General features: G+C 39.0%; 24 protein-coding genes and 1 tRNA gene. 14 read left to right on the top strand and 11 right to left on the bottom strand.

Annotated elements, in window-relative coordinates:
* Window positions 1-274: 274 nt before the first annotated feature.
* From CJ263_RS21330 to CJ263_RS04515, 3 genes are all read right to left on the bottom strand, one after another.
* On the bottom strand, window positions 275-403 hold the full coding sequence (locus tag CJ263_RS21330; RefSeq protein WP_262494258.1) for a hypothetical protein: 129 nt from the start codon (window positions 401-403) through the stop codon (window positions 275-277).
* Between the two features lie 113 nt (window positions 404-516).
* On the bottom strand, window positions 517-777 hold the full coding sequence (locus CJ263_RS04520) for a hypothetical protein (protein ID WP_094996168.1): 261 nt from the start codon (window positions 775-777) through the stop codon (window positions 517-519).
* A gap of 20 nt (window positions 778-797) precedes the next feature.
* Window positions 798-2,033 (bottom strand): 3-deoxy-D-manno-octulosonic acid transferase, encoded by a 1,236-nt coding sequence (locus CJ263_RS04515; protein WP_094996167.1) that lies wholly within the window; start codon window positions 2,031-2,033, stop codon window positions 798-800.
* Between the two features lie 91 nt (window positions 2,034-2,124).
* Between CJ263_RS04515 and CJ263_RS04510 the strand changes: the two genes are divergently transcribed.
* The 4 genes from CJ263_RS04510 to CJ263_RS04495 all read left to right on the top strand — a co-directional run bounded on the left by CJ263_RS04510 (window position 2,125) and on the right by CJ263_RS04495 (window position 6,062).
* Window positions 2,125-3,279 carry a DegT/DnrJ/EryC1/StrS family aminotransferase gene (locus tag CJ263_RS04510; protein WP_094996166.1) on the top strand — a complete coding sequence of 385 codons (1,155 nt, stop codon included), beginning with the start codon at window positions 2,125-2,127 and terminating at the stop codon, window positions 3,277-3,279.
* Window positions 3,280-3,321: 42 nt separating this feature from the next.
* On the top strand, window positions 3,322-4,338 hold the full coding sequence (gene galE, locus CJ263_RS04505) for a UDP-glucose 4-epimerase GalE (RefSeq protein ID WP_094996165.1): 1,017 nt from the start codon (window positions 3,322-3,324) through the stop codon (window positions 4,336-4,338).
* A 74-nt stretch (window positions 4,339-4,412) separates the two neighbouring features.
* Window positions 4,413-5,687 (top strand): metal-dependent hydrolase family protein, encoded by a 1,275-nt coding sequence (locus CJ263_RS04500; RefSeq protein ID WP_094996164.1) that lies wholly within the window; start codon window positions 4,413-4,415, stop codon window positions 5,685-5,687.
* 21 nt (window positions 5,688-5,708) lie between these two features.
* Window positions 5,709-6,062 (top strand): hypothetical protein, encoded by a 354-nt coding sequence (locus tag CJ263_RS04495; protein WP_094996163.1) that lies wholly within the window; start codon window positions 5,709-5,711, stop codon window positions 6,060-6,062.
* A gap of 32 nt (window positions 6,063-6,094) precedes the next feature.
* Here CJ263_RS04495 and CJ263_RS04490 read toward each other — a convergent pair whose 3' ends face one another.
* Both CJ263_RS04490 and CJ263_RS04485 read right to left on the bottom strand, forming a co-directional pair.
* Window positions 6,095-7,198: an acyltransferase family protein gene (locus CJ263_RS04490; protein WP_094996162.1), complete on the bottom strand. Its 1,104-nt coding sequence runs from the start codon at window positions 7,196-7,198 to the stop codon at window positions 6,095-6,097.
* 42 nt (window positions 7,199-7,240) lie between these two features.
* The gene (locus CJ263_RS04485; RefSeq protein ID WP_229702331.1) at window positions 7,241-7,750 is read right to left on the bottom strand and encodes an alpha-ketoglutarate decarboxylase; all 510 of its coding nucleotides are present in this window, start codon (window positions 7,748-7,750) and stop codon (window positions 7,241-7,243) included.
* A 122-nt stretch (window positions 7,751-7,872) separates the two neighbouring features.
* On the opposite strand from CJ263_RS04485, the gene CJ263_RS04480 reads away from it, so the two are divergent.
* Both CJ263_RS04480 and odhB read left to right on the top strand, forming a co-directional pair.
* Window positions 7,873-10,677: a 2-oxoglutarate dehydrogenase E1 component gene (locus CJ263_RS04480; RefSeq protein WP_094996161.1), complete on the top strand. Its 2,805-nt coding sequence runs from the start codon at window positions 7,873-7,875 to the stop codon at window positions 10,675-10,677.
* A 21-nt stretch (window positions 10,678-10,698) separates the two neighbouring features.
* Entirely contained in the window at window positions 10,699-11,976 is a 1,278-nt protein-coding gene (odhB, locus tag CJ263_RS04475; protein WP_094996160.1) for a 2-oxoglutarate dehydrogenase complex dihydrolipoyllysine-residue succinyltransferase, read from the top strand.
* A gap of 51 nt (window positions 11,977-12,027) precedes the next feature.
* Here odhB and CJ263_RS04470 read toward each other — a convergent pair whose 3' ends face one another.
* Complete coding sequence (locus tag CJ263_RS04470) at window positions 12,028-12,483, bottom strand: retropepsin-like aspartic protease family protein (RefSeq protein WP_094999107.1); 456 nt, start codon at window positions 12,481-12,483, stop codon at window positions 12,028-12,030.
* A gap of 84 nt (window positions 12,484-12,567) precedes the next feature.
* Here CJ263_RS04470 and CJ263_RS04465 point away from each other — a divergent pair, with 84 nt between their 5' ends.
* The 8 genes from CJ263_RS04465 (at window position 12,568) to CJ263_RS04430 (ending at window position 17,735) form a co-directional block, all read left to right on the top strand.
* Window positions 12,568-13,335: a TatD family hydrolase gene (locus tag CJ263_RS04465; RefSeq protein WP_094996159.1), complete on the top strand. Its 768-nt coding sequence runs from the start codon at window positions 12,568-12,570 to the stop codon at window positions 13,333-13,335.
* A 16-nt stretch (window positions 13,336-13,351) separates the two neighbouring features.
* Window positions 13,352-14,383 (top strand): asparaginase, encoded by a 1,032-nt coding sequence (locus CJ263_RS04460; protein ID WP_094999106.1) that lies wholly within the window; start codon window positions 13,352-13,354, stop codon window positions 14,381-14,383.
* Window positions 14,384-14,453: 70 nt separating this feature from the next.
* Window positions 14,454-14,541: transfer RNA gene (locus CJ263_RS04455), tRNA-Ser, on the top strand.
* A 77-nt stretch (window positions 14,542-14,618) separates the two neighbouring features.
* A complete protein-coding gene (locus CJ263_RS04450; protein WP_094996158.1) occupies window positions 14,619-15,368 on the top strand; it encodes a MotA/TolQ/ExbB proton channel family protein in 750 nt (249 codons plus the stop codon).
* A 32-nt stretch (window positions 15,369-15,400) separates the two neighbouring features.
* A complete protein-coding gene (locus CJ263_RS04445; protein WP_094996157.1) occupies window positions 15,401-15,832 on the top strand; it encodes a hypothetical protein in 432 nt (143 codons plus the stop codon).
* A gap of 11 nt (window positions 15,833-15,843) precedes the next feature.
* Entirely contained in the window at window positions 15,844-16,464 is a 621-nt protein-coding gene (locus tag CJ263_RS04440; RefSeq protein WP_094996156.1) for an ExbD/TolR family protein, read from the top strand.
* A gap of 24 nt (window positions 16,465-16,488) precedes the next feature.
* Window positions 16,489-16,971: an ExbD/TolR family protein gene (locus CJ263_RS04435; RefSeq protein WP_094996155.1), complete on the top strand. Its 483-nt coding sequence runs from the start codon at window positions 16,489-16,491 to the stop codon at window positions 16,969-16,971.
* A gap of 74 nt (window positions 16,972-17,045) precedes the next feature.
* Window positions 17,046-17,735 carry a porin family protein gene (locus tag CJ263_RS04430; RefSeq protein WP_094996154.1) on the top strand — a complete coding sequence of 230 codons (690 nt, stop codon included), beginning with the start codon at window positions 17,046-17,048 and terminating at the stop codon, window positions 17,733-17,735.
* Here the strand turns inward: CJ263_RS04430 and CJ263_RS04425 are convergent.
* The 5 genes from CJ263_RS04425 to frr all read right to left on the bottom strand — a co-directional run bounded on the left by CJ263_RS04425 (window position 17,730) and on the right by frr (window position 24,423).
* Window positions 17,730-18,335: a hypothetical protein gene (locus tag CJ263_RS04425; protein WP_094996153.1), complete on the bottom strand. Its 606-nt coding sequence runs from the start codon at window positions 18,333-18,335 to the stop codon at window positions 17,730-17,732. The genes CJ263_RS04430 and CJ263_RS04425 overlap by 6 nt on opposite strands.
* Window positions 18,335-19,792: an RNA polymerase factor sigma-54 gene (gene rpoN / locus CJ263_RS04420; protein WP_094996152.1), complete on the bottom strand. Its 1,458-nt coding sequence runs from the start codon at window positions 19,790-19,792 to the stop codon at window positions 18,335-18,337. The genes CJ263_RS04425 and rpoN overlap by 1 nt, the downstream gene beginning before the upstream one ends.
* Before the next feature lie 38 nt (window positions 19,793-19,830).
* Window positions 19,831-21,264, bottom strand: coding sequence for an asparagine--tRNA ligase (asnS, locus tag CJ263_RS04415; RefSeq protein WP_094996151.1), 1,434 nt, complete (start codon window positions 21,262-21,264; stop codon window positions 19,831-19,833).
* A gap of 84 nt (window positions 21,265-21,348) precedes the next feature.
* Complete coding sequence (locus CJ263_RS04410; RefSeq protein WP_094996150.1) at window positions 21,349-23,736, bottom strand: efflux RND transporter permease subunit; 2,388 nt, start codon at window positions 23,734-23,736, stop codon at window positions 21,349-21,351.
* Window positions 23,737-23,868: 132 nt separating this feature from the next.
* Window positions 23,869-24,423, bottom strand: coding sequence for a ribosome recycling factor (frr, locus tag CJ263_RS04405; protein ID WP_094996149.1), 555 nt, complete (start codon window positions 24,421-24,423; stop codon window positions 23,869-23,871).
* Window positions 24,424-24,462: the final 39 nt, after the last annotated feature.

The following is a 24,462-nucleotide window of genomic DNA, read 5'->3' as shown; positions in this document are numbered from 1 at the left end:
CATCAACCCCGGTTTTAAATGATAAATTGTTCATAACATTACCTACTTTAAAAGTTATTTACCTTAAAATACGGATTATTGGAAGTTTAATTGTGTTTCATGTTGTGTATCAGGGCTTTAACGTGGTGTAAGGTCTTATTTTTGTTGTCGGATATCCCAAAATTTTTGTATTACATCGATATTAATAAACTTTTGGTCGATATTGAAAACAAAAAGGATGTACCGTTCGCATAGTACACCCCTTAAATACTTTGTTGGTTCTATAGTTATTGGTTTAAATAAGCCCCATAGCATCTAAAATCCACGCAATGGGTATTGCAACCAAAATGCAAATAAGACAAGCAATCATAATTTTTAAAAAACCATTGAGGATTTTTACTCCAAAGGGTAGTTCTTGTTCCATAATCCTATTAGTGTTGTTTACTACAAGATACCCAATTTTGAACAAAGATCTTGAAAAACAGAGTCTTAATTCGATTAAGGGGTGAAAATATCCCGTTAAGAACGAAATTCAATTTATCCTTTTTGAGCTTCTAAATCCTTCCAAGATGGAATTAAGATTGCTATGCCGGGCCTCAAAGTATCCAAGGCCTTGTTTCTTTTAGGGCTCTTAATTTTTCTTCTAGGTCGTTCAAATAAGCTCGAATCTATTTTGGTAGAATCCATTCTTTTTTGGATTTCTTCCTTATTGTTTTCCTTGGAATTTACATAGGGGTCCCAACATGACTTAAGTATGACAGAAAGCAGTAAAATATAAAAGATTTGAGGGCTTTTCATCTTAATTGAGACTAGGATTACTATAATAATGTACGTATCCCTTCCATGATTTGGATGCTTGCCCCTTTGTTGTTTAAAATGTATTGAGAATTAATGGCTCCTATGCTGCTACTTTCTTTCGCGTTATTAAACAGTTGATTTATAACCTCGTTAAATTCTTTTTGATTCTTTATAGGAAGTATTCCACCTAGTTGGACCAAATCCTCGACTTCCAGAAATCCCTTATAGTTTGGCCCGATAATAACCGGAATACCAAAAACTGCTGGTTCCAGGGTGTTGTGGAGTCCCGTGGCAAATCCCCCACCCACATAGGCTATATTTGCATAACTATAAATTTTGGTCAAAAGTCCAATGGTATCTATAATGATTACTTGTATGTCAGCAGATATTTGTTTTGGAAGGTCGGTATAAAGCAATGTCTTTTTACTGATGCTTTTTTTTAGATTTTGAATGTGCTCCCCATTAATGTTGTGCGGAGCTATGACAAATTTCTCATCACCCTTAGTGTTATTTATGAATTCGACCAGTAATTTTTCATCTTCTGGCCAGGTGCTTCCAGCGACGAGACAATTTTTTCTTTGTTGGAATTGGTCCATGAACCCGAGAGAATTATCCTGTTCCAATATTTCCAATACCCTGTCCAATCTGGTATCTCCTGCTACCGACACCTTTTCAATTCCAATGTTTTTTAATAACATATAGGAATTATCGTCCTGTACAAAAATGTGGGAAAATTGACTTAATGAACTTCGCATAAACCCGCCATAACTTTTAAAGAATATTTTATCGGGCTTAAATCTTGCCGAAATTAGGAGAGCTGGAATCTTCCTCTTATTCAGCATATGTAAATAATTTGGCCAAATTTCGTATTTGATGAAGATGGCCAAACTGGGTTTCACCGTATCCAAAAACATGGCCGCTTTTTTTGGGGTGTCAATAGGCAGATACGTGGTGATGTCCGCCGGGGACGAATCCTTTTTCACTTCGTATCCCGACGGAGAGAAAAATGTCAACAGAATCTTATGGGTGGGATATTCCAATTTTAATCTCTCCAATATGGGCAACCCCTGCTCATATTCTCCCAAGGACGCGGCGTGTATCCAGAGCACCTTATCGGTTTCTGAAGTTCTATTTTTTAAGACGTCAAAGACTTCTTTACGTCCCGATACAAATTGGGAAATCTTGGGATTGACAAGTGCCACTAACTTTAGAATTTGCCAGCTTATGAAAACAATAAAGGAATAGATGTATCTCAATTTGATTTGTTTGCGACTAAATTACGGTTCTTTAAAGAAAATCATTATGGCACGTTTCGTATTTTTGCCCTACTTCACCTAATAACGCAAAATGAAAAAAATACAGATGGTTGACCTTGGTGGTCAATATCAGGAAATAAAGGAGCAAGTCAATGAATCAATTTCCAAAATACTGGAATCGTCGTCTTTCATAAATGGACCGGAAGTCCACGCCTTTCAAGAGGAGCTGGAAGATTATCTTGGCGTTAAACATGTCATTCCTTGCGCCAATGGAACAGATGCCCTACAAATAGCCATGATGGGGCTCGGTTTAAAACCTGGGGATGAAGTCATAACCGCCGACTTTACTTTTGCGGCCACGGTAGAGGTTATAGCCCTATTGCAACTTACACCGGTTCTGGTAGATGTGGATATGGAAACCTTCAATATAGATATTGAGGCTGTTGAGAAGGCAATAACTTCAAAAACAAAAGCCATAGTGCCCGTACATCTTTTTGGCCAATGTGCCAATATGGATGCCATAATGGGGATAGCTCAGAAACATAATCTCTACGTTATCGAGGACAATGCTCAGGCCATTGGAGCTAAATATCAGTTTGCCGATGGGACAAAAAAAATGGCTGGAACCATTGGTCATGTAGGGGCAACTTCCTTTTTTCCCTCAAAAAATCTGGGATGCTATGGCGATGGGGGAGCCATTTTTACCAATGATGATGTCTTGGCACATACCATAAGAGGAATTGTAAACCATGGTATGTATGAGCGATACCACCATGATGTTGTGGGGGTGAATTCTAGATTAGATTCTATTCAGGCTGCCGTCCTTAGGGCCAAATTGCCAAAATTGGATGGATATTGCAATGACCGAAGAGCCGCAGCCAAGAAGTATAATGAGGCTTTAAAAAATGAAAAGAATATTGTGCTACCCAAAACGGTAAGATCTTGCGAAGGCATTTGTGAAAATTGTGATTGCCACGTATTTCATCAATACACATTGAGAATTATAAATGGAAAGCGTGATGATTTAGTCAAATTCCTTAACGGCAATGATATTCCTTGCGGTGTGTATTACCCAATTCCATTGCACCGCCAAAAAGCTTATTTGGATGAAAGGTATAATGAAGTGGATTTTAAGGTGACCAACCAATTGGTGGAAGAAGTTATTTCCCTGCCGATGCATACTGAACTTGACGATGAACAAATTACCTTTATTGCCGATAAGGTCATCGAGTTTATGAATTCTTAGGTTTTTTATGTACTATTTTTAAAGCCTAACAAAATAATTGAAATGAAAATACTAGTTACGGGAGGTCTGGGTTTTATAGGTTCCCATACGGTAGTAGAACTGCAAAACAAAGGATTCGAGGTTATAATCATAGACGATTGTTCCAATGCCGATGAGAAGGTTCTAGGTGGTATAGAAAAAATAACCGGGGCAAAACCAATTTTTGAAAAGTTGGATTTAAAGGATAGAAACAAGGTCGAAGACTTTTTTCAAAGATATCAGGATATAGAAGGGGTAATACACTTTGCCGCTTCCAAGGCGGTAGGGGAGAGTGTTGAGAAGCCATTACTGTATTATGAGAATAACATTGGTACCCTTATTTATATATTAAAGGAGCTCAGTAAAAAGAACAAGTCCAGTTTTATTTTTAGTTCTTCCTGTACCGTTTATGGCCAAGCAGATGAAATGCCCATAAACGAAGATGCTCCCGTTAAGGAGGCCGAATCTCCCTATGGAAATACCAAGCAGATAGGCGAGGAAATTATTAGGGATACCTGCAAGGTAACCCCCCAGTTAAATGCCATTGCACTCCGATACTTTAATCCTATGGGTGCCCATCCTAGCACTGAAATTGGAGAATTACCCATTGGTGTACCACAGAACCTAGTGCCATTTATAACACAAACCGGTGTTGGGCTTAGAAAGGAACTATCTGTTTTTGGCGATGATTATCCCACGGAAGATGGCACCTGTATTCGAGATTACATCTATGTCGTGGATTTGGCAAAGGCCCATGTCGTGGCTTTGGAGCGCTTATTGGCTTCAAAGAACAGCCAAAATTATGAAGTCTTTAATGTAGGTACTGGAAAAGGAAGTTCGGTCCTGGAAGTAATTCATAGTTTTGAAAGGGTTTCAGGCGAAAAACTGAATTACAAAATAGTAGGCAGAAGACCTGGCGATATCACTTCGGCATATGCAGATACGACCAAGGCCAATAATGTACTTGGTTGGAAATCGCAATACTCGTTGGACCAAGCTATGAAATCGGCATGGGAATGGGAACAAAAAATTAGAAATTGATTTCTTTGGATAGAAATCTTTAATAAGGGGAAATATGCTATATTTCCCCTTAATTTATTATAAATACCAGCGTCATGAATTTTAAATTACTATTTGCCTTGTTTTTTGTGGGCTTAATTGCCAGTGCCCAAGATACTTATCTCCAATGTGGTGAAATTTTGGATGTGAAATCCGGAAAGCTGCAATCCGAAAAGACCATTGTTGTTTCAGGGAATAAAATCAAAAGTATTCTGGATGGATACGTTTCAGGAACTACCGATGATAACGTAGTGGATTTAAAATCAAAGACAGTTTTACCAGGTTTTATCGATATGCATGTTCATATAGAAAGCGAATCGAGTCCTTCAAGATATTTGGAACGATTTACCAAAAATGAGGCGGATGTTGCCTTGCAATCTACCGTCTATGCCAAAAGAACATTGATGGCGGGTTTTACGACCGTACGGGATTTAGGGGGTTCAGGTGTAAACATAGCCTTGCGGAACGCCATCAATAAAGGGACTGTTGTTGGCCCAAGAATATTTACCGCCGGTAAATCAATAGCTACTACAGGAGGTCATGCGGATCCAACCAACGGTGTAAGAGATGATTTGATGGGGGATCCAGGGCCAAAAGACGGGGTGGTGAATTCTCCGGATGATGGAAGGAAAGCGGTTAGACAGCGTTATAAAGATGGTGCCGATGTTATTAAGATAACGGCTACGGGCGGTGTGCTTAGCGTTGCCAAAAATGGTCAAAATCCGCAATTTACTTTTGACGAAATAAAAGCAATTGTAGAAACTGCCAATGATTATGGAATGCTTACAGCAGCACATGCCCATGGGGACGAAGGCATGCAAAGAGCGGTCAAGGCGGGTATAAAAACAATAGAGCACGGTACCATGATGTCCGATGAAACCATGGACCTTATGATTGAAAAAAATACTTACATGGTACCCACTATTTCCGCAGGACAAGAGGCGGCACGTTTGGCCAAAATTCCAGGCTATTTACCACCTGTTGTGGCAAAAAAAGCTTTGGAAATAGGACCGCTCCTTAACGCTACTTTTGCCAGAGCTTACAAGAAGGGAGTGCCCATTGCCTTTGGGACGGATTCTGGTGTTTCTCCGCATGGAGATAACGGTAAGGAATTTGGATATATGCATGCCGCGGGAATGCCCATTATTGAAACCCTGCGTTCCGCTACCATCACCAATGCTCGGTTATTGGGAATGGAAAATGAGTTGGGACAATTAAAGGAGGGTTATGTTGCCGATATTGTGGCCGTAGACGATAATCCTTTGGATAATGTGAATACCTTGGAAGAAGTTTCTTTCGTGATGAAGGAAGGGGTTGTCTATAAGCAGTAACTTCTCGATTTAAATCATTATATGGAGCACCAAGTTCAGAATAGTAGGCAGTTATTAAAATTATCTGAAAATCAAGAATTGTATTACAGTTTGGTGTTGCAATTGGAAAAGGATTTTACGTTAGCCAATAATCCCTTGAATATAACTAGTGATATCAAAAGTGAAGAACTGATTAAGGTGCTTGTTGAGAAAATCTATTTCCTGATGATGGAAAAGTTTTCTGAATATTTAAATGTGCTTTATGTCATAGATATCCCGGAAAAAGAATTTCAACATATAGAGGTGACCGATGCCGTTGAGGTTTCAGGCCAAGTGGCGTTTCTAATCCTAAATCGGGAATTTCAAAAGGTTTGGCTCAGAAACAAATACAAGTAAATGCGCTTCGTAGCTTGTTGCGATTCAAAAAATTAAACCTTTATGTAAATACCTTTCTTGTCCATAATATAACCAACCAGCCAGCACGTTAGCATAACCCAAAGGGCGAATAAAAAGGACCCCACGTAGTCTCCAGTTGTTGCAATGAATATATTATCCGCTATCCAATTGTAAGCACTTGTTCCTTTTATTTTAATTTCAAACAAGCTGATAACGAAGATTTCGGATAAGAGGTAAATAAAGAGGGTATTCCTTCCAAAAACCTCAAAAAAGTATGTCCTTTTAAAGTTCTTGGTCATGTCTAACAAGTAAACCAAAATAGCAATAACGAAGAGGTCAATTCCGCATGTTAAAAGCACAAAAGAACTGGTCCATAGTTTTTTATTAATGGGTAAAATTAAATCCCAAGCCAATCCTGCAAAAACCAAAACGCAGCCAAACATTAGAAGTTTCGCCACCGTTTCGTAGTTCTGTCCATTTTTTTGAATGAATTTACCTGTAAGGTATCCAGCTATGACATTCACGATGGAAGGCAATGTGCTTAATAGCCCTTCAGGGTCGAAAGCTACACCGCCATTGCCATGGTACATATGATCGGCACCAATTAAAAATTTATCTAGCTTTAAAACAGCATTGCCTAGTAAAGTAAGGTCTCCAAAAGTCAGTAAAAGAATGTGGTAACCTATCAAAGCGCATGCGCTAAATATAATTACAGTTCGTGTTTTGAAATAATAGACTAGAATAGAAGCAAAAAGATAGCACAGGGCAATGCGCTGAAGAACGCCAAATATTCGGGTTTCGGCAAGAGGTTTTAGCGTTCCGTTTTCAAAAAAAGGAAACCAATACATTAAGAATCCCAAGAGAAATATAATCGCAAATCGCTTCAATACTTTTTTGAAAAAGGCAGCATCTCCTAGGGTCTCATACTTTTTCATACTGAAGCTCATGGCGTTTCCAACCACAAATAAAAAGGTGGGAAAAACAAGGTCCGTTAAGGTAAACCCATGCCACTCCGCATGCTTTAAAGGCGCAAAGCTGGTATCTCCATTGCCGGGAGAATTTACAATGATCATTAAAGCCACATCCAATCCCCTAAAAACATCAAGGGAGAGGTATCTGTTTTTCAGTTTATTCATATTGGTTGGTTTGGTTATTGGTTTGTGAGGCGAATTGATTGCTTAAAAATATACACGAACAAATGGCATTAATGCATTTCCGTAAATACTTTTATTGTCATTGTAAAGTAAATCATATCGCAGGCCAAATGTAACATTATACGTGCTATATCCCACGCCTAAAAATAGGGCCGGAAGCCAATAATTGTCCTCTAGGGTATAGGGAACGGCTTCCAAAGATCTATTTATTCTAAGTTGCTCAAATTCTGCGGAAAGTTGTATTTGAGGGATTGGGTTATAAAGGGACAAAATGCTTCCTCCATAGGCCAAAAGTTTTTCATCGTCGAATTCGGCATAATTAAAATTAAGGCTGGCCCCTGCGGAAAATTCATTGGTTACGGGATAAATTGCACTAGGAGAAACATTGATATTGAATCCACCATTAAAAAATCCCATTCCAAGACTTCCTCCGTATCTTACCCTACCGAAAAAGTTGGAGTCACTATTAGAGGATTGGGCATGGCATATCACCTGAAAAATTGTAACAAAACCGATAAAAATCCAATTTTTCATAATAGTTTTTAAAAATTTGTTTTAAACATTATTTTTTTCAATAAACGCTTCCAACTTTCTGTTAGATATCGTAAATGTTGTATTTTTGTTCAAATTTCTTCTAAAGATACAGAAAGTAATTCATGGATAAATATTCCTTTTTGAATGCTGTTCATACCTCCTATTTTTCCGAGTTATATGACAAGTATTTAATCAATCCGGATAGTATTGAGCCCAGTTGGCGAGCTTTTTTTCAGGGATTTGATTTTGGTATTGAAAGTTCGTTGGACGAATTGGATATAGACCCTGAGCATAGAACTACCGTTACAATAAATGGAAATCAGGTAGAAATGCCGGAATCCTTGCAAAAGGAGTTTCAGGTAATTAGGTTGATCGATGGTTATAGAAGCAGGGGGCACCTTTTTACGAAAACGAATCCGGTGCGCGAAAGAAGGCGTTATGAGCCTACCCTTTCTATCGATAATTTTGGATTGACGGATGCCGATTTGGATACTGTTTTTAATGCAGGTGATATAATAGGCATCGGGCCTAGTTCGCTTCGTGAGATTATTGCCCATTTGACCAGTATTTACTGTGATTCCATTGGGGTAGAGTATATGTATATTCGAAAGCCCGAAAGTATAAAATGGATTCAGAATTGGATCAATGTCAATGACAATCATCCCAACTTTAGTCCGGAAAGAAAAAAGCATATCCTCAAAAAGCTGAATCAGGCCGTGTCCTTTGAAGGCTTTTTGCACACGAAATACGTGGGCCAAAAGCGATTTTCCTTGGAGGGGAATGAATCATTGATTCCTGCCCTTGATGTTATAGTAGAGCGTGCCGCGGAAATGGGGGTCAAACAATTCGTAATGGGAATGGCCCACAGGGGCCGCCTAAATGTGCTCACCAATATTTTTGGGAAGTCTGCCAAGGATATTTTTAGTGAATTTGACGGTAAGGATTATGAACAGGAGATTTTTGATGGGGACGTAAAATACCACTTGGGTTGGACCTCGGATAGAATGTCCGATAATGGTAACAAGATTAGAATGAACATTGCGCCCAATCCATCCCATTTGGAAACGGTGGGTGCCGTAGTGGAAGGTATTGCCAGGGCGAAGCAAGATGCTCATTATCAGGATGATTTTTCAAAAGTACTTCCTATAGTAGTACATGGCGATGCGGCCATTGCCGGCCAAGGCATTGTATATGAAGTGGTTCAAATGGCCAATTTGGACGGTTATAAGACCGGGGGTACAATTCATATCGTGGTAAATAACCAAATTGGGTTTACAACGAATTATCTAGATGCCAGAAGCTCGACGTATTGTACTGATGTAGGTAAGGTGACCTTAAGTCCGGTATTGCATGTAAATGCTGATGATGCGGAAGCCGTGGTCCATGCCGCTTTGTTCGCTTTGGAGTATAGAATGCAGTTTGATCAGGATGTTTTCATAGATTTATTGGGATATAGAAAATATGGGCATAATGAAGGTGATGAGCCTAGGTTTACCCAGCCCAAATTATATAAGGCCATAGCAAAACATCAGAATCCTCGTGATATTTATGCGGAACGATTGATAAATGAAGGAGTAATAGATGATGGGTATGTGGCCGAACTTGAAAAACAATATAAGGATAGTCTTGAAGTAAAGCTGGAGGACTCCAGAAAAGAGGACAAGACTGTCATTACCCCTTTTATGGCTGATGAGTGGAAAGGGTTTGAAAATGTTCGCGAGTGGGAGATGATGGACCCTGTGGACACCACATTTGACAAGGAAAAACTTACGGAAATAGCAAAAGTGATTACCCAATTGCCAAAGGGTAAAAAATTCCTTCGTAAGGTAGAGAAGTTAATAAAGGATAGACATAAAATGTTCTTTGAGTCGGATTCCTTGGATTGGGCCATGGGCGAATTGTTGGCTTATGGTACTTTGCTTCAGGAAGGCTTTGGAGTTCGTATGTCCGGTCAGGATGTTGAAAGGGGAACGTTCTCCCACAGACATGCGGTGATGAAGGTCGAGGAGAGCGAAGAAGAGGTTCTATTGTTGAACAATATATCAGAGGACCAGGGCAGATTCCAAATTTATAACTCCCTATTATCAGAATATGGGGTAGTCGGTTTTGATTATGGCTATGCCATGGCAAGCCCAAATACCTTGACCATTTGGGAAGCCCAATTTGGGGACTTCAGCAATGGGGCGCAGATTATGATCGATCAGTATATCTCCGCCGCAGAGGATAAATGGAAGTTGCAGAATGGACTTGTAATGCTTCTGCCGCATGGGTATGAAGGCCAAGGGGCTGAACATTCTTCAGCAAGAATGGAGCGTTACCTTCAATTGTGTGCCAGGGATAATATGTACATTGCCGATGTTACAACGCCGGCTCAAATGTTCCATATCCTAAGAAGGCAAATGAAGGCAAATTTTAGAAAGCCGTTGATTATCTTTACCCCAAAGAGTTTGTTAAGACATCCAAAGGCAGTCTCCACTGTTGAAGAGTTGTCCAATGGTAGTTTTAGGGAAGTCATAGACGATGCCATGGCGGATGTCAAGAAAGTGAAAAGTTTGGTTTTTTGTACAGGAAAGTTTTATTATGACTTGTTGGCCGTCAAGGAGGAGCTGGATCGTGATGATGTGGCTTTGGTACGATTGGAACAATTATTCCCTTTGCCCGAGCAACAAATGAAGGATATTATCAAGAAATATAAAAATGCCGATGATATTGTATGGGCGCAAGAGGAACCTAGAAATATGGGGGCTTGGAGCCATTTGTTGATGCATTTTAGCGATGTCAATAAATTTAGAGTAGCCTCGAGAAGGTTTTATGCCGCACCGGCAGCGGGAAGTGCGGTTAGGTCGAAGGCGAGGCATCAGCAAGTGATAGACTATGTTTTTGATAAGAACAAGGATAATATGTCCAAACCTAAAAGTAAGAATTAAGAATATCAAATTATAGAAAGAATGATTCTAGAAATGAAAGTTCCCTCACCAGGGGAATCCATAACTGAAGTTGAAATCGCCGAGTGGTTGGTAGAGGATGGGGATTATGTGGAGAAAGACCAAGCAATTGCGGAGGTAGATTCGGATAAGGCGACATTGGAGTTGCCTGCAGAAGCCAGTGGTACCATTACCCTCAAAGCGGAAGTCGGGGATGCTGTTGCCGTGGGTGCGGTCGTTTGTTTGATCGATACCGGTGCAGAAAAGCCTGATGGTGCCAGTAAGGCGGCTAGTTCATCTTCAGGAGGTGACGAAGGTTCTTCGAGCAATGCCGAAAAGGATTTGGATAGTCAAAAGGCAGAAAAGGATAAGAAGGAAGATAGTGAAAAGGCACCTCAGCCTCCTCAAGCCAAGGAAACCTATGCATCCGGTGTGGCCTCACCTGCAGCTAAGAAAATACTTAATGAAAAAGGTATTGATGCATCAAGTGTTTCCGGTACGGGTCGCGATGGTAGGATTACAAAGTCAGATGCCATGAACGCCAAACCTTCAATGGGCTCTCCCGTTACTGGGGGTAGCCGTGGGGAAACACGCTCAAAACTGTCCATGTTAAGGAGAAAGGTGGCTGAGCGGTTGGTGTCCGCTAAGAATGAAACTGCGATGTTAACTACCTTTAACGAGGTGGATATGTCGGCAATTTTCGAATTACGAAATAAATATAAAGAGGAGTTTAAGGAAAGGCATGGAGTAGGACTTGGATTTATGTCCTTCTTTACAAAAGCTGTCGTAAGGGCTTTGGAAATGTATCCAGCTGTTAATTCCATGATCGATGGAAAGGAAATGATTTCTTATGATTTTTGTGACATCAGTATTGCTGTATCTGGACCAAAGGGTTTAATGGTTCCTGTAATCAGAAATGCTGAAAACCTTACTTTTAGGGGAATTGAGGCTGAGGTGAAAAGATTGGCGATACGGGCTAGGGAAGGTGAGATAACAGTAGATGAAATGACTGGAGGTACCTTTACCATTACCAATGGAGGTGTGTTCGGTTCTATGTTGTCAACACCTATCATCAATCCGCCTCAAAGTGCAATTCTAGGTATGCATAATATTGTGGAGCGTCCTATTGCTAGGGATGGTGCCATTGCAATAGCTCCTATAATGTATGTAGCCTTGTCGTATGACCACCGTATAATAGATGGCAAGGAATCCGTTGGTTTCTTGGTAGCGGTTAAGGAAGCATTGGAAAGTCCGGAAGAATTTTTGATGGACAACGACGTTAAAAAAGCTTTGGAAATGTAATTACCTAAGGTATTTAAATAATAACAGAAGCATCGGGATACCGATGCTTTTTTATTTTTCATTCTTCTTGGATTTTAAGTATACGCACATTTTCCTGTAATCTATAATGGCCTTGGCTTTGTTGAGAATATCGGCACCAATAACTCCATCCACGGGCTGGGCATTATGGGAGATTAATGCCGTATTTACATGAACAAGGTCAAAAAGAACAATTTTTAGTTTCTTTTTTTTCCATTGGCCTATTTCAATATGGTTTTTTGTTGAAGTAAGGGTGTCCATTTCCGTTGCTCCCGCACCGGCGGCTTTAATTTCGGAGGATTTCGAGATAAGATCAAATTGGTCCATTCGGTCGAACCCAATACAGGTATTGGATGCACCGGTATCCAGAATAAATCTTCCGGACCTGCCATTGATTTTTGCAAAAACTTCCAAATGGTTGGTGTTGGTGAGTGTCAGGGGAATTCTATGATACCCTCTTTTTATTAATTTTTTTTTAAGTGATTTCATGATGTCCGGTACGGTGTGTCTTTTTCTTGGGATTGATAGCGATTGAATGTTCACAAAAGCCAAATATAAGCCTATTTTTGTGCTATGGTTATAACAGATACACATACACATCTCTATAGTGAAGCTTTTGATGAGGATAGGGATGAGTTAATCCAGAAGGCTTTGGATATGGGGGTCAAACGCTTTTTTGTTCCGGCTATAGATTCCACCTACACAAAGAGAATGTTGGACTTGAAAAACAAATACCCGGACCACGTTTTTTTAATGGCTGGGCTGCATCCAACCCATGTAAAGGAAGACTTTGAGGCGGAATTGGCACATATTGAGAAGATTGTGACTGAGAATAAATATTTCGCTATTGGTGAAATAGGAATTGATTTATATTGGGACAAGTCATTTTTAAGGGAACAACAGGAAGCGTTTAGGCGTCAGATTCAATTGGCTAAAAACAATAAACTGCCCATTGTGATCCATTGCCGGGATGCTTTTGATGAGGTGTTTCAAATTTTGGAAGAACAAATGGATGAGGATCTGAGAGGTATATTTCATTGTTTTACAGGGAATCTGGAACAAGCAAAAAAAGCGATCGATTGTCATATGAAACTTGGGATAGGGGGTGTGGTTACCTTTAAAAATGGTAAAATAGATAGCTTTTTGAATCAAATCGATATTCATGATATCGTATTGGAAACTGATGCTCCTTATTTGGCCCCAACCCCTTTCAGGGGTAAAAGAAATGAGAGTTCCTATATCCTTAACGTATTGGAAAAGGTAGCTGATATTTATAAAATGGATATAGAACAAGTCGCTCAAATCACCACGGCGAACTCCAAGGAAGTTTTCGGGATATAGATGAAAAATGGAAATCATGAACTTGGATAAAATAAAGATTTTATTGTTGTATACAGGGGGAACCATTGGTATGGTTAAAGATTATGAAACGGGAGCATTAAGGTCGTTCAATTTTAATAAGCTCTTGAAACATATTCCGGAATTGAATCAATTGGACTGTTCCATTAACTCCATTTCATTTGAAAATCCAATAGATTCTTCCAATATGAATCCTGATGAATGGGTCAAGATTGCCACAATTATTGAAGAAAGTTATTCTGAATATGATGGCTTTGTAGTTTTGCATGGAAGCGACACCATGAGCTATACGGCATCCGCACTTAGCTTTTTATTGGAGAATTTGGATAAGCCAGTGATTTTAACAGGTTCGCAATTGCCAATAGGGGATTTACGAACAGATGCCAAAGAAAATCTCATTACATCAATTCAGATTGCGGCATTGCAAAAGAATGGCATGCCTGTCATTAAGGAAGTGTGTCTTTATTTTGAGTATAAGCTTTATAGAGGGAACAGAACTACCAAAATAAATGCGGAGAACTTTCAGGCATTTACATCCTTTAATTATCCCCATTTAGCAGAGTCCGGGGTTCACCTGAATGTATTCACGGAGTATCTCCTTCCCAAGAAAAGAAATAAAAATTTAATAGTTCATAAAAAATTGGATTCCAATATTGGATTGTTAAAACTTTTTCCGGGAATAAACTGGGCCTTTGTGGAAAGCGTATTACAAACACCAGGTCTAAGGGCTTTAATTTTGGAAACCTATGGCTCCGGTAACGCTCCTACGGCTGATTGGTTTTTAAATTGTTTAAAAAAAGCTATCGATAGTGGTTTGCACATAATTAATGTGACTCAATGCTCTGGTGGTGGTGTAATTATGGGTAAATACGAAACGAGTTCCCGTTTAAAACAAATGCAAGTTATTAATGGTAAGGATATTACCACGGAGGCCGCTATTTCAAAGGCCATGTACATGTTGGGAAGTGGAGTGTCCGGCAAACACTTTAAAACGGTTTTTGAAACTTCCCTTCGTGGAGAAATGCACTAAAATTAACGGGTATAATTTTATTGTCTAATATTTTTTTTGTTATTTGCCCAACCTTTAAAAAGGCTAAACTAGAGAGGTGGCCGAGTGGTCGAAGGCGCACGCCTGGAAAGTGTGTATACACCAAAAGTGTATCGAGGGTTCGAATCCCTTCCTCTCTGCAAGTAAGTTTTACTTTTTTTATATTGATTTTTTTTTATCTTTAACCCTATTAACTAACTAATTTAAGTTTGAAAAAATGAAAAAATTATTTCCAAGCCTAGCTGTAGCTGGGGCGTTTGTAGCAGGTACAAATATGGTAAGTGCAAAAGTGGCGGCAGTGGCTTTGCTAGTTCAAGATGCAGCTCCTGAGGCGGAGAGAGGATTTACCCAAATATTGAAAGAACAGTTCATCCAAGGTGGTGCAGGTTTCATGGGAATCGTTCTTTTGTGTTTAATTCTTGGTTTGGCCGTAGCGATTGAAAGAATTATTTATTTGAATATGGCAAGTACAAATACCGCCAAGTTGAAGCAACAAGTGGAAGATGCTTTAGCTTCTGGGGGAGTAGAGGCTGCCAAAGAAGTATGTAGAAACACTAAAGGTCCTGTTGCTTCCATCTATTATCAAGGTTTGGATAGGGCCAATGAAAGTGTAGAGTCTGCAGAAAAGGCTGTTGTGGCTTACGGTGGTGTGCAGATGGGACAATTGGAGAAAAATGTTTCTTGGTTGTCTTTGTTTATCGCTATTGCTCCAATGCTTGGTTTCATGGGTACGGTAATCGGTATGATTCAGGCCTTCCAGAAGATTGCGGCGGTAGGTAATTTAAGTGCTTCCCTTATTGCAGGTGATATCCAGGTGGCGTTATTGACTACGGTATTTGGTCTTATTACGGCTATCATACTTCAAATCTTTTACAACTATATTATCGCTAAGATTGATAGTATCGTTAATGATATGGAGGACTCTTCGATTACTTTGATCGATATGTTGGTAGACCACAAAAAATAATTTTCACCTTTAAATACTAAATTGTAAGTATTATGCAAAAAATTGTAAAAATAGCATTGATTGTCATTGGCTTGCTGAGTGCTGTGCTTTGGTACATGTTGCCGGATAGCGACATGCCTGCAGCGGAGGCGGCTCAAAGCGGTGCCATGAATACCATGTTCATGATTACGTACATTCTTTTGGGGATTGCTGTGGTGACCGCATTATTGTTCACATTAAAGAATTTGTTCTCTAACCCTCAAGGGCTTAAGAAAACTTTGTTCGTAGTCGTAGGATTGGCGATAGTTGTAGGAATTTCCTATGTACTTTCCAGTGGTACAGATGTTGCACCAGAATATATGGCAATGTCCAGTGAGTCTACGGTTAAGAAAATTGGGATGGGACTAAACGTATTTTTTATTTTAACGGTAGCTGCCGTTATTTTGATGATTGTACCCGGAGTAAAGAAATTATTCGGTAAATAAAAAAATAAATTATGGCTAGAAGAGCAGGAGCACCAGAAGTAAATGCAGGTTCCATGGCGGACATCGCGTTTCTACTGCTCATCTTTTTCTTGGTAACGACTACCATAGAAACGGATGCAGGCTTAGACCGTATGTTGCCTCCAATTGAACCGCCAGATCAAGATGTTGTAATTAAACAGAAGAATATCTTTCAGGTCAACATAAATAAGAATGGTCAATTGTTGGCCGATGATGAGCTGATTGAGATTTCTAATCTAAGAGAGAAGGCTATGGCATTCTTGGACAATGGAGGTGCGCCTCAAGGAAGTCCAGATTATTGTAGCTATTGTCAAGGAGCTAGAGATGCTTCTTCATCCGATAGTCCTGGAAAGGCAATTATCTCCTTAAAGAATGATAGGGAAACCAAATATTCAACCTATATCACGGTTCAAAATGAACTTGTGGGCGCTTATAACGATTTAAGGGATAGGGAAGCCCAGAGACTCTACGGAAAGAACTTTGTGGATATGGAAGCGGAATATTTAAATCCTGAAACTTCGGACGATGCTAAAGAGGAACTAAAGGAAAAGGTTAAAAGAATCCAGGATTTGTTCCCGCAAAAGTTGTCAGAAGCTGAAACAACTACGAATTAATAAAGAAGAAAACTAGAAAACACTATGTCTAAATTTGCAAAGAAAAAGGATGGAGAAGTACCGGCAGTATCAACTGCCTCACTTCCTGACATTGTATTTATGCTTTTGTTCTTCTTTATGACGGTAACGGTTATGAAGGATAGTTCCCTTAAAGTAGAAAATGTGTTGCCCAATGCCAATGAGGTAAAGAAACTTGAAAAAAAGGATAGGGTAATTTATATCTATGTTGGAAAGCCAACTAGAGAGTACGAAAAGGTATACGGTACAGAACCACAAATACAATTGAACGATAAGTTTGCCAAGCCATCTGAGGTTGGGGACTATATTTTAATGGAAAGGGCTAAAAAGCCTCAGGAACTTCAGAATGTATTAACAACTGCCTTAAAGGTCGATAAGAATGCCAGTATGGGACTCATATCTGATATCAAACAGGAATTGCGTAAGGTGAATGCATTAAAAGTAAACTATACTACATATGAGGGTGACGCATTTAGGAACCTTCAATAATTAGTAATTTTTCAAACTTTTTAAGACGCTTCAAAATTATTTGAAGCGTTTTTTATTTGTTTAAATTTGATGTTATGAGGCTATTTATATTCCTACTTTTCCTTTCATGTTATTTTAGTTGTTTATCGCAAGATAGTTCATCCAATGAAGTTAGTGACAACCAGCGTTATTTTGAAGACCAATTTTATCTTGGTATTACCTACAACTTTATTAGAAAAAGGCCAGATGATTTAAATCAAAGAAACTTATCTTATGGACTACAAGGGGGTATAATAAAGGATATACCATTGAACAAGGGCGGTACAAGAGCATTGGCTGTAGGTTTAGGTTTGGCATTGAACACCTATTATTCCAATTTGGTAGTTAGGGAGCTTTCTAACGGGTTTTCATACGATATTGGTGGATTGGTCGGCGGTTTTAAAAGAAGTAAAATTGAGACCCATTTAATTGAGTTCCCCCTAGAGTTTAGATGGAGGAATTCCACCCCTTCAGATTATAAGTTTTGGAGAATTTATGCGGGAGTTAAATTTGGATATGTCGTAGGCGCAAGATCAAAATTGGTAACATCTGACTATAAGGATGGTTTTTTCAATAGCGACGTAAATAGATTCCAATATGGGCCTACTTTTAATGTTGGATACAATACTTTTAATGTCCATATTTACTATTCCCTAACTGATTTGTTTAGTGATAAGGCCCTTTTGAATAATGAATCCATTGGTCTTAAAGCCTTAAGGGTCGGCCTAATTTTCTATATTCTATAGCCAAAATTTAACGGTAAGTAGTTGGGTCAACAGGCCAATTAGAAGACCTACAATAACCTCTGATTTTGTGTGTGCCTTTAAATATAATCTGGCGGAGGATACTATTCCTGTAAAAAAAGTCATTAACCCAATGGCAATGACAATGTTGATTTCAAAATGAATGCTTAGATTAATTAGGTACATGAGTATTCCAGAAATTCCAACGCTATGAAGGCTTGTTTTAAAATTGAAATAAAGTAAAAATAAACAACAAAAAGCTGCCCCTATAAGACCTACGAAATAAAAATAAAGTTCAGCTATGTAATTGTTGGGAATGACCTTTATAAGTATCAATCCAAGTAATATGATATGAATTAATAGAGGGTATTTTCTTTCTGAAACTGAGTTGAGGAAGACCGTGTTCGCAACGCCTAGGTTTTTTAATATTAAAAAGGCAATGATTGGAATAATTACGGTTAGAATAAAAATAGGAAGTATATTGCCACTTTGTAATTCTAAAGGACTGTACTTAGGTGTTGATAGAAAATAAGCAATGGTTCCTGCTATAGGCGCAAAGATGGGGTGGAATATAAAGGATATGACCTTGAAAAAGAACTTCATTAAATCTCTTTTCGGAGTCTTGCAACGGGAATCCCCAATTGTTCCCTATATTTGGCGACGGTTCTTCTTGCAATTGGATATCCTTTATCTTTCAAAATAGCTGCTAGTTTATCATCGGTTAAAGGCTTTCTTTTTTCTTCATTTTTGATAACCGTTTCTAGAATTTTTTTTATCTCCTTGGTAGAAACATCTTCACCCTGTTCGTTCTTCATGGATTCAGAAAAGTATTCCTTTATCAATTTTGTACCATATGGGGTGTCTACATACTTGCTGTTGGCCACCCTGGAAACCGTACTCACGTCCATATCGATTTTATCTGCAATATCCTTAAGTATCATCGGACGTAAATTTCGCTCATCACCGGTCAAAAAATACTCCTTTTGATATTGCATAATGGCGTTCATTGTAATGAACAAAGTCTGTTGTCGCTGTCTTATAGCATCAATAAACCATTTGGCAGCGTCTAACTTTTGTTTAATAAAAAGAACCGTGTCCTTTTGGGATTTTGTTTTATCCTTAGATTCCTTGTACCCCTTGAGCATGTTGCTGTACTCCTTGGAAACATGTAATTCTGGTGCATTACGTCCATTAAGACTGAGTTCCAGTTCTCCTTCTACTATTCGAATGGAAAAATCCGGCACTACGTGTTCTATAATTCGGTTATTACCAGAATAGGAACCTCCAGGTTTTGGGTTCAATTTTTCAATTTCTGTTATTGCGTCTTTTAATTCCTCCTCAGTTACATTGTGCTTTTGAATCAGTTTTTTATAATGCTTTTTTGTGAATTGATCAAAAGACTTTTTAAGTATGGCGATGGCCAATTCAATACTAGGAGTAATTTCCTTTCGCTCCAACTGAATTATAAGGCATTCTTCTAAAGATCTTGCAGCCACTCCAGGTGGGTCCAGTTCCTGTACAATTGCTAAAACCTTTTTTATGGTTTCCTCGTCCGTAAACACATTTTGTGTAAAGGCCAAGTCGTCCAGAATATCGGAAATGGGTCTCCTTATATAGCCACTTTCGTCCACGCTCCCTACTAAAAACTCGGCAATGGCCCACTCCTCGTCGTTAAGGTATACTGTGTTTAATTGATTTATCAAGTATTGGTTGAAGGTTGTTCCAGAGGCATAGGGAACACTCTTTTCATCATCGTCTGCACTGTAGTTATTGGACTGCGTTCTGTAATCCGGTACCTCGTCGTCACTTAAATAGTCATCAATATTGATATCGTCTGCAGCAATGGTTTCGCTATCGCTTTCGTTGTCATAAATATCCTCATAATCATCCGAAGCGTTGTCCAAATCTTCCTTACCACTTTCCAGTGCGGGATTCTCTTCCAGTTCCTGTTTTAAACGTTGTTCAAACGCCTGCGTAGGAAGCTGGATCAACTTCATCAACTGAATCTGTTGAGGAGACAACTTCTGGGAAAGCTTAAATTGTAAGTGCTGCTTTAACATTCTTTTTTTCTGTTATCTATAAAAATAACCAAATACCCTTAAAATTCAGCATTTTGAGGTGTTCTTGGGAAAGGTATGACATCCCTAATGTTCCCCATACCGGTGGCAAACAAAACCAGGCGTTCAAATCCTAATCCAAAACCACTATGAACGGCCGTACCAAATTTTCTTAAATCTAGGTACCACCATAACTCTTCTTCGGGTATATCGAGAGCGGCCATTTTTTCCTTAAGGACATCCAAACGTTCCTCTCTTTGTGAACCTCCTACAATTTCCCCTATTCCCGGAAAAAGAATATCCATGGCCCTAACGGTCTTCCCATCCTCATTTAAACGCATATAAAATGCCTTTATTTTTGCGGGATAATCAAAAAGGATTACGGGACACTTAAAATGCTTTTCTACCAAGTAGCGCTCATGCTCACTTTGAAGGTCCGCACCCCATTCATCGATTAAATATTGGAACTTCTTCTTTTTGTTCGGTTTGCTGTTCCTCAATATTTCAATGGCTTCCGTATAGGTGACACGCTTAAAGTTATTATCGGTGATGAACTTTAGTTTTTCAATAAGAGGCATTTCACTGCGTTCTGTTTGAGGTTTTGATTTTTCCTCTTCCAAAAGCCTATTTTCCAAAAACAAAAGATCTTCCTCACAGTTTTCTAGAACGTACTTGAGAACACTTTTAATGAAGTCTTCTGCCAAATCCATGTTGGCATCCAAATCGTAGAATGCCATTTCCGGTTCGATCATCCAAAACTCTGCCAAGTGCCTAGAGGTATTAGAGTTTTCGGCCCTAAAGGTAGGTCCAAAGGTATAAACCTTGCCCAAGGCCATGGCATAGGCTTCGGCCTCCAATTGTCCCGAAACGGTTAAATTGGTTTCCTTGCCAAAAAAGTCTTCCTTGAAATTTACCCTTCCATCATCGTTTAGGGGTGGGTTCTTTTCATCTAATGTGGTCACGCGGAACATTTCACCAGCGCCTTCTGCATCGGATCCTGTAATGATGGGCGCATGGAAATAATAGAAACCATTATTTCTAAAATATTGGTGAATAGCGAACGATAAGGCCGAGCGAACACGCATTACAGCTGAAAAAGTGTTGGTACGTACCCTCAAGTGCGCTTTTTCCCTAAGGAATTCCAAAGAATGTTTTTTGGGCTGAATAGGGTATACTTCGGGGTCTGCGCCTCCATGTACGAAAATTTCCTTTACCTGTATCTCTACATTTTGACCCTTTCCCTGGCTTTCTACCAAGGTTCCCTTTATTCTAAGGGCGGCACCAGTATTTATTTGCCTTAAAATATCATCCTCAAACTTTTCAAAATCTACCACACATTGTATGTTATTGATAGTAGAACCATCATTTAGGGCAATAAACCTATTGCTCCTAAAGGTTCTTACCCATCCGTTTACAGTAATTTCCTGTAGTAATTGTTTTCCTGTTAGTAGTTCTTTGATGCTTACTGAGCGCATGTTAAATCGATTGAAAATTAAAAATTCAAAGATAGGTTTTTGACCTAAAAGAATACATGAATCCCTTGTGGTTTTAGCCGATGCTTAGTCGTTTTCCTCGTCTTGGGGCAGTATGTCTATTTGGGGTTCCTTTAGTGTTTTCTTATTGGCTATACTTTTCTCCAAGGATAACAATAAAGAAGGTAACAAAATCAAGTTGGCCAACATGGCAAATAGCAAAGTTGCCGAAACCAGTGCTCCTAATGCAACGGTTCCCCCAAAATTTGAGATGACAAAGACCGAAAAGCCAAAGAAGAGTACAATGGAAGTATAAAACATGCTCACCCCGGTTTCCCTTAAGGCAGCGTATACTGACTTTTTGATTTGCCATTTTTTTGATTCCAGCTCCTGTCTATACTTGGCAAGGAAGTGTATCGTATCGTCCACAGAAATTCCAAAAGCTATGCTGAATACCAGAATCGTTGATGGCTTAATAGGTACTCCAATAAATCCCATAATACCAGCCGTGACAATTAACGGTAACAAGTTTGGGATTAGGGATATGACAATCATTCTAAAAGATCGGAATAAATAGGCCATGAATAAAGCAATCAACCCAATGGCAAGTGCAAGGGACATAATCAAGTTTTTTACCAGATATTTGGTTCCTTTTAAAAACAAAAGGGCACTTCCTGTCATGTAAACGGTATAACGTTCCTCGGGAAATATTTTGTTTATGTTTTCTAAAAGGCGCTCCTCAATTTGTTCCATCCTGCTTGTCTTGACATCGCGCATATAGGTAGTCATCCTTGCGACTTGACCAGTACTGTCCACAAAACTTTTAAGTAAGTTCCCATCATCGGATGATTTTCTGGCCACATCCATGATAAATGTATTTTCCTGACTTGTAGGTAGCTGATAATACTTAGGAATCCCATTGTAAAAAGCCTGCTTGGAATATTTAACCAGATTGACTACGGATAGGGAAGGGGATAGTTCGGGAATCTCGGCAACAACCTCTCCAAGACGGTCCATTCTTTTTAAGGTTGCCGGTTTCATTACTCCCTTTGGGTTTTTGGTGTCTACCACAATTTCAACGGGCATAATACCATCGAACTCATTTTCAAAGAAACGGATATCCTTAAAAAACTCAGCCTTTTTGGGCATATCTTCAATGGGACTTCCTGAAATATCGATTTGATAAATGCCAATTATACTCACCACCAATAGGCAGATGGAAACGATATAAACCGCTATTCTTTTATTGCGAACAATATTTTCCATCCAACTCACAAAGGCATCTATCCATTTTTTGTTCAAATGTTTTAAGTGTCTTGTTTTAGGTAAGGAAAGGAAACTGTAAACGATTGGGATTATCAATAAGGATAGGATAAAGATTCCTATAATATTGATTGAGGCCACGATACCAAACTCTTTCAGCAACTTACTATCTGTTATAATAAAGGTGGCAAAACCGGATGCCGTGGTGATATTGGTCATCAATGTGGCATTTCCAATTTTTGAAATAACCCTTTGTAGGGATAATGCCTGGTTACCATGTTTTTTAACCTCTTGCTGGTATTTATTGATAAGAAATATACAATTAGGTATTCCAATTACAATGATCAAAGGAGGTATAAGTGCTGTAAGTACCGTTATTTCGTACTGTAAAAGACCAAGAATACCAAAGGCCCACATTACACCTATGATTACCACACACATAGATATAAAAGTGGCACGAAAACTTCTAAAGAAAAAGAAGAATATTAAAGAGGTTACTCCCAAAGCGGCCAAAATAAACTTCCCGATTTCATCGATTATGTTTTGGGAGTTCATGGTTCGCACATAGGGCATTCCCGAAATATGAACATCCAAACCGGTTTCTTGCTCAAACCTATTTATGAGATGACTTAGGTCTTTTAGAATAAAATCTTTTCTAACACTGGTATTTACAATATCCTTATCCAAGTACATTACCGTTCTAATGGTACCGGATTCCTTGTTATAAATAAGATTATCATAGAAAGGGAGTTCGTTAAAAAGATGTTGGATAATACTATCTACTTGTGCGGCGGATGAGGGAATTTCCTTGATTAAGGGCTGCATTACAAATTTCTGCTCTACCGTATCCTTTACAAGTTCCTGTAAATTATCGGTAGAAAGTACAAAGTCTACCTCTGGGAAAGCGCCCAATTGTTTGCTTAGCTTGTTCCAGCGGTTAAAATTTTCTGGAGTAAATAAAGCAGAATCCCTAATTGCAAATACTACGGCATTACCTTCTTCGCCAAATTGGTTTAAAAAATGTTGATATTCCAGATTCACAGGGTGGTCATCTGGTAAAAGATTGGCTTGCGAATTGGAGAAACGCATATTATCCCACTGCATGGCAAGGAATACGGTAATCCCTGCTATAATAAACAAAATGAGAATTCTATTTCTTAGTATAATGTTGGCCGTTTTGGCCCAAAATCCTTTGGTAAGTTTAGCAACCATACTCCTTTTTAGCAGATTGCAAAGGTAACCAATGTAGCTAATTGTACCTAAAAAGAGATTGAAGAATATATAGGACAAAAAAAGAGCAATCTATGGTCGACTGCTCCTTTTATATTTGAATTTTCAAAAAACTTACACTTTCATGATTTCGGCTTCCTTTGCGATAAGGAAATCGTCTATTTTCTTTACATATTTATCTGTAAGATCTTGTACGTCTGCAACGGCATTCTTTTCCAAATCCTCAGATACATCCAAATCCTTGATTTCCTTATTGGCATCCTGTCGGGCGCTCCTAACACCTACCTTGGCATGTTCTGCTTCCGCCTTGGCTTGCTTAGTCAATTGAATCCTACGCTCTTCGGTCAATGGTGGTACATTTATGATTATCAAATCACCATTGTTCATAGGGTTGAAACCTAAATTTGCGTTCATGATAGCCTTTTCTATTTCAGCAAGCATTCCTTTTTCCCAAGGTTGTACGGAAATTGTTCTACCATCGGGAGTGTTGATATTGGCAACCTGGGATAGAGGTGTTTGTGATCCATAATACTCCACCAATACGGAGGATAGCATAGCCGGGCTTGCCTTTCCAGCTCGTATTTTAAGGAAGGCCCTTTCCAAATGGGCTATTGCGGCATCCATACTTTCTTTGGCCGAGTCTAAGACAAATTGTATTTCTTCGTTCATATCAAAATTTTGTATTCAAAGGCATAAATTATACCAAAA

Origin of the sequence: Maribacter cobaltidurans (assembly GCF_002269385.1) — a bacterium.
In the GTDB taxonomy this organism is placed as follows: Bacteria; Bacteroidota; Bacteroidia; order Flavobacteriales; family Flavobacteriaceae; genus Maribacter; species Maribacter cobaltidurans.
This window is presented reverse-complemented; position numbering and strand designations above follow the sequence as displayed.

Excerpts from the sequence above, each read along its gene's own strand:
- CJ263_RS04500 (WP_094996164.1), top strand. The coding sequence starts at position 4,413 with ATGAATTTTAAATTACTATTTGCCTTGTTTTTTGTGGGCTTAATTGCC.
- CJ263_RS04490 (WP_094996162.1), bottom strand. The coding sequence starts at position 7,198 with ATGAATAAACTGAAAAACAGATACCTCTCCCTTGATGTTTTTAGGGGA.
- CJ263_RS04510 (WP_094996166.1), top strand. The coding sequence starts at position 2,125 with ATGAAAAAAATACAGATGGTTGACCTTGGTGGTCAATATCAGGAAATA.
- CJ263_RS04495 (WP_094996163.1), top strand. The coding sequence starts at position 5,709 with ATGGAGCACCAAGTTCAGAATAGTAGGCAGTTATTAAAATTATCTGAA.
- CJ263_RS04520 (WP_094996168.1), bottom strand. The coding sequence starts at position 777 with ATGAAAAGCCCTCAAATCTTTTATATTTTACTGCTTTCTGTCATACTT.
- odhB (WP_094996160.1), top strand. The coding sequence starts at position 10,699 with ATGATTCTAGAAATGAAAGTTCCCTCACCAGGGGAATCCATAACTGAA.
- CJ263_RS21330 (WP_262494258.1), bottom strand. The coding sequence starts at position 403 with ATGGAACAAGAACTACCCTTTGGAGTAAAAATCCTCAATGGTTTTTTA.
- CJ263_RS04410 (WP_094996150.1), bottom strand. The coding sequence starts at position 23,736 with ATGGTTGCTAAACTTACCAAAGGATTTTGGGCCAAAACGGCCAACATT.
- CJ263_RS04440 (WP_094996156.1), top strand. The coding sequence starts at position 15,844 with ATGGCTAGAAGAGCAGGAGCACCAGAAGTAAATGCAGGTTCCATGGCG.
- CJ263_RS04480 (WP_094996161.1), top strand. The coding sequence starts at position 7,873 with ATGGATAAATATTCCTTTTTGAATGCTGTTCATACCTCCTATTTTTCC.
- CJ263_RS04470 (WP_094999107.1), bottom strand. The coding sequence starts at position 12,483 with ATGAAATCACTTAAAAAAAAATTAATAAAAAGAGGGTATCATAGAATT.
- asnS (WP_094996151.1), bottom strand. The coding sequence starts at position 21,264 with ATGCGCTCAGTAAGCATCAAAGAACTACTAACAGGAAAACAATTACTA.
- galE (WP_094996165.1), top strand. The coding sequence starts at position 3,322 with ATGAAAATACTAGTTACGGGAGGTCTGGGTTTTATAGGTTCCCATACG.
- CJ263_RS04465 (WP_094996159.1), top strand. The coding sequence starts at position 12,568 with ATGGTTATAACAGATACACATACACATCTCTATAGTGAAGCTTTTGAT.
- CJ263_RS04425 (WP_094996153.1), bottom strand. The coding sequence starts at position 18,335 with ATGAAGTTCTTTTTCAAGGTCATATCCTTTATATTCCACCCCATCTTT.
- CJ263_RS04445 (WP_094996157.1), top strand. The coding sequence starts at position 15,401 with ATGCAAAAAATTGTAAAAATAGCATTGATTGTCATTGGCTTGCTGAGT.
- CJ263_RS04435 (WP_094996155.1), top strand. The coding sequence starts at position 16,489 with ATGTCTAAATTTGCAAAGAAAAAGGATGGAGAAGTACCGGCAGTATCA.
- CJ263_RS04460 (WP_094999106.1), top strand. The coding sequence starts at position 13,352 with ATGAACTTGGATAAAATAAAGATTTTATTGTTGTATACAGGGGGAACC.
- CJ263_RS04430 (WP_094996154.1), top strand. The coding sequence starts at position 17,046 with ATGAGGCTATTTATATTCCTACTTTTCCTTTCATGTTATTTTAGTTGT.
- CJ263_RS04450 (WP_094996158.1), top strand. The coding sequence starts at position 14,619 with ATGAAAAAATTATTTCCAAGCCTAGCTGTAGCTGGGGCGTTTGTAGCA.
- CJ263_RS04485 (WP_229702331.1), bottom strand. The coding sequence starts at position 7,750 with ATGAAAAATTGGATTTTTATCGGTTTTGTTACAATTTTTCAGGTGATA.
- frr (WP_094996149.1), bottom strand. The coding sequence starts at position 24,423 with ATGAACGAAGAAATACAATTTGTCTTAGACTCGGCCAAAGAAAGTATG.
- rpoN (WP_094996152.1), bottom strand. The coding sequence starts at position 19,792 with ATGTTAAAGCAGCACTTACAATTTAAGCTTTCCCAGAAGTTGTCTCCT.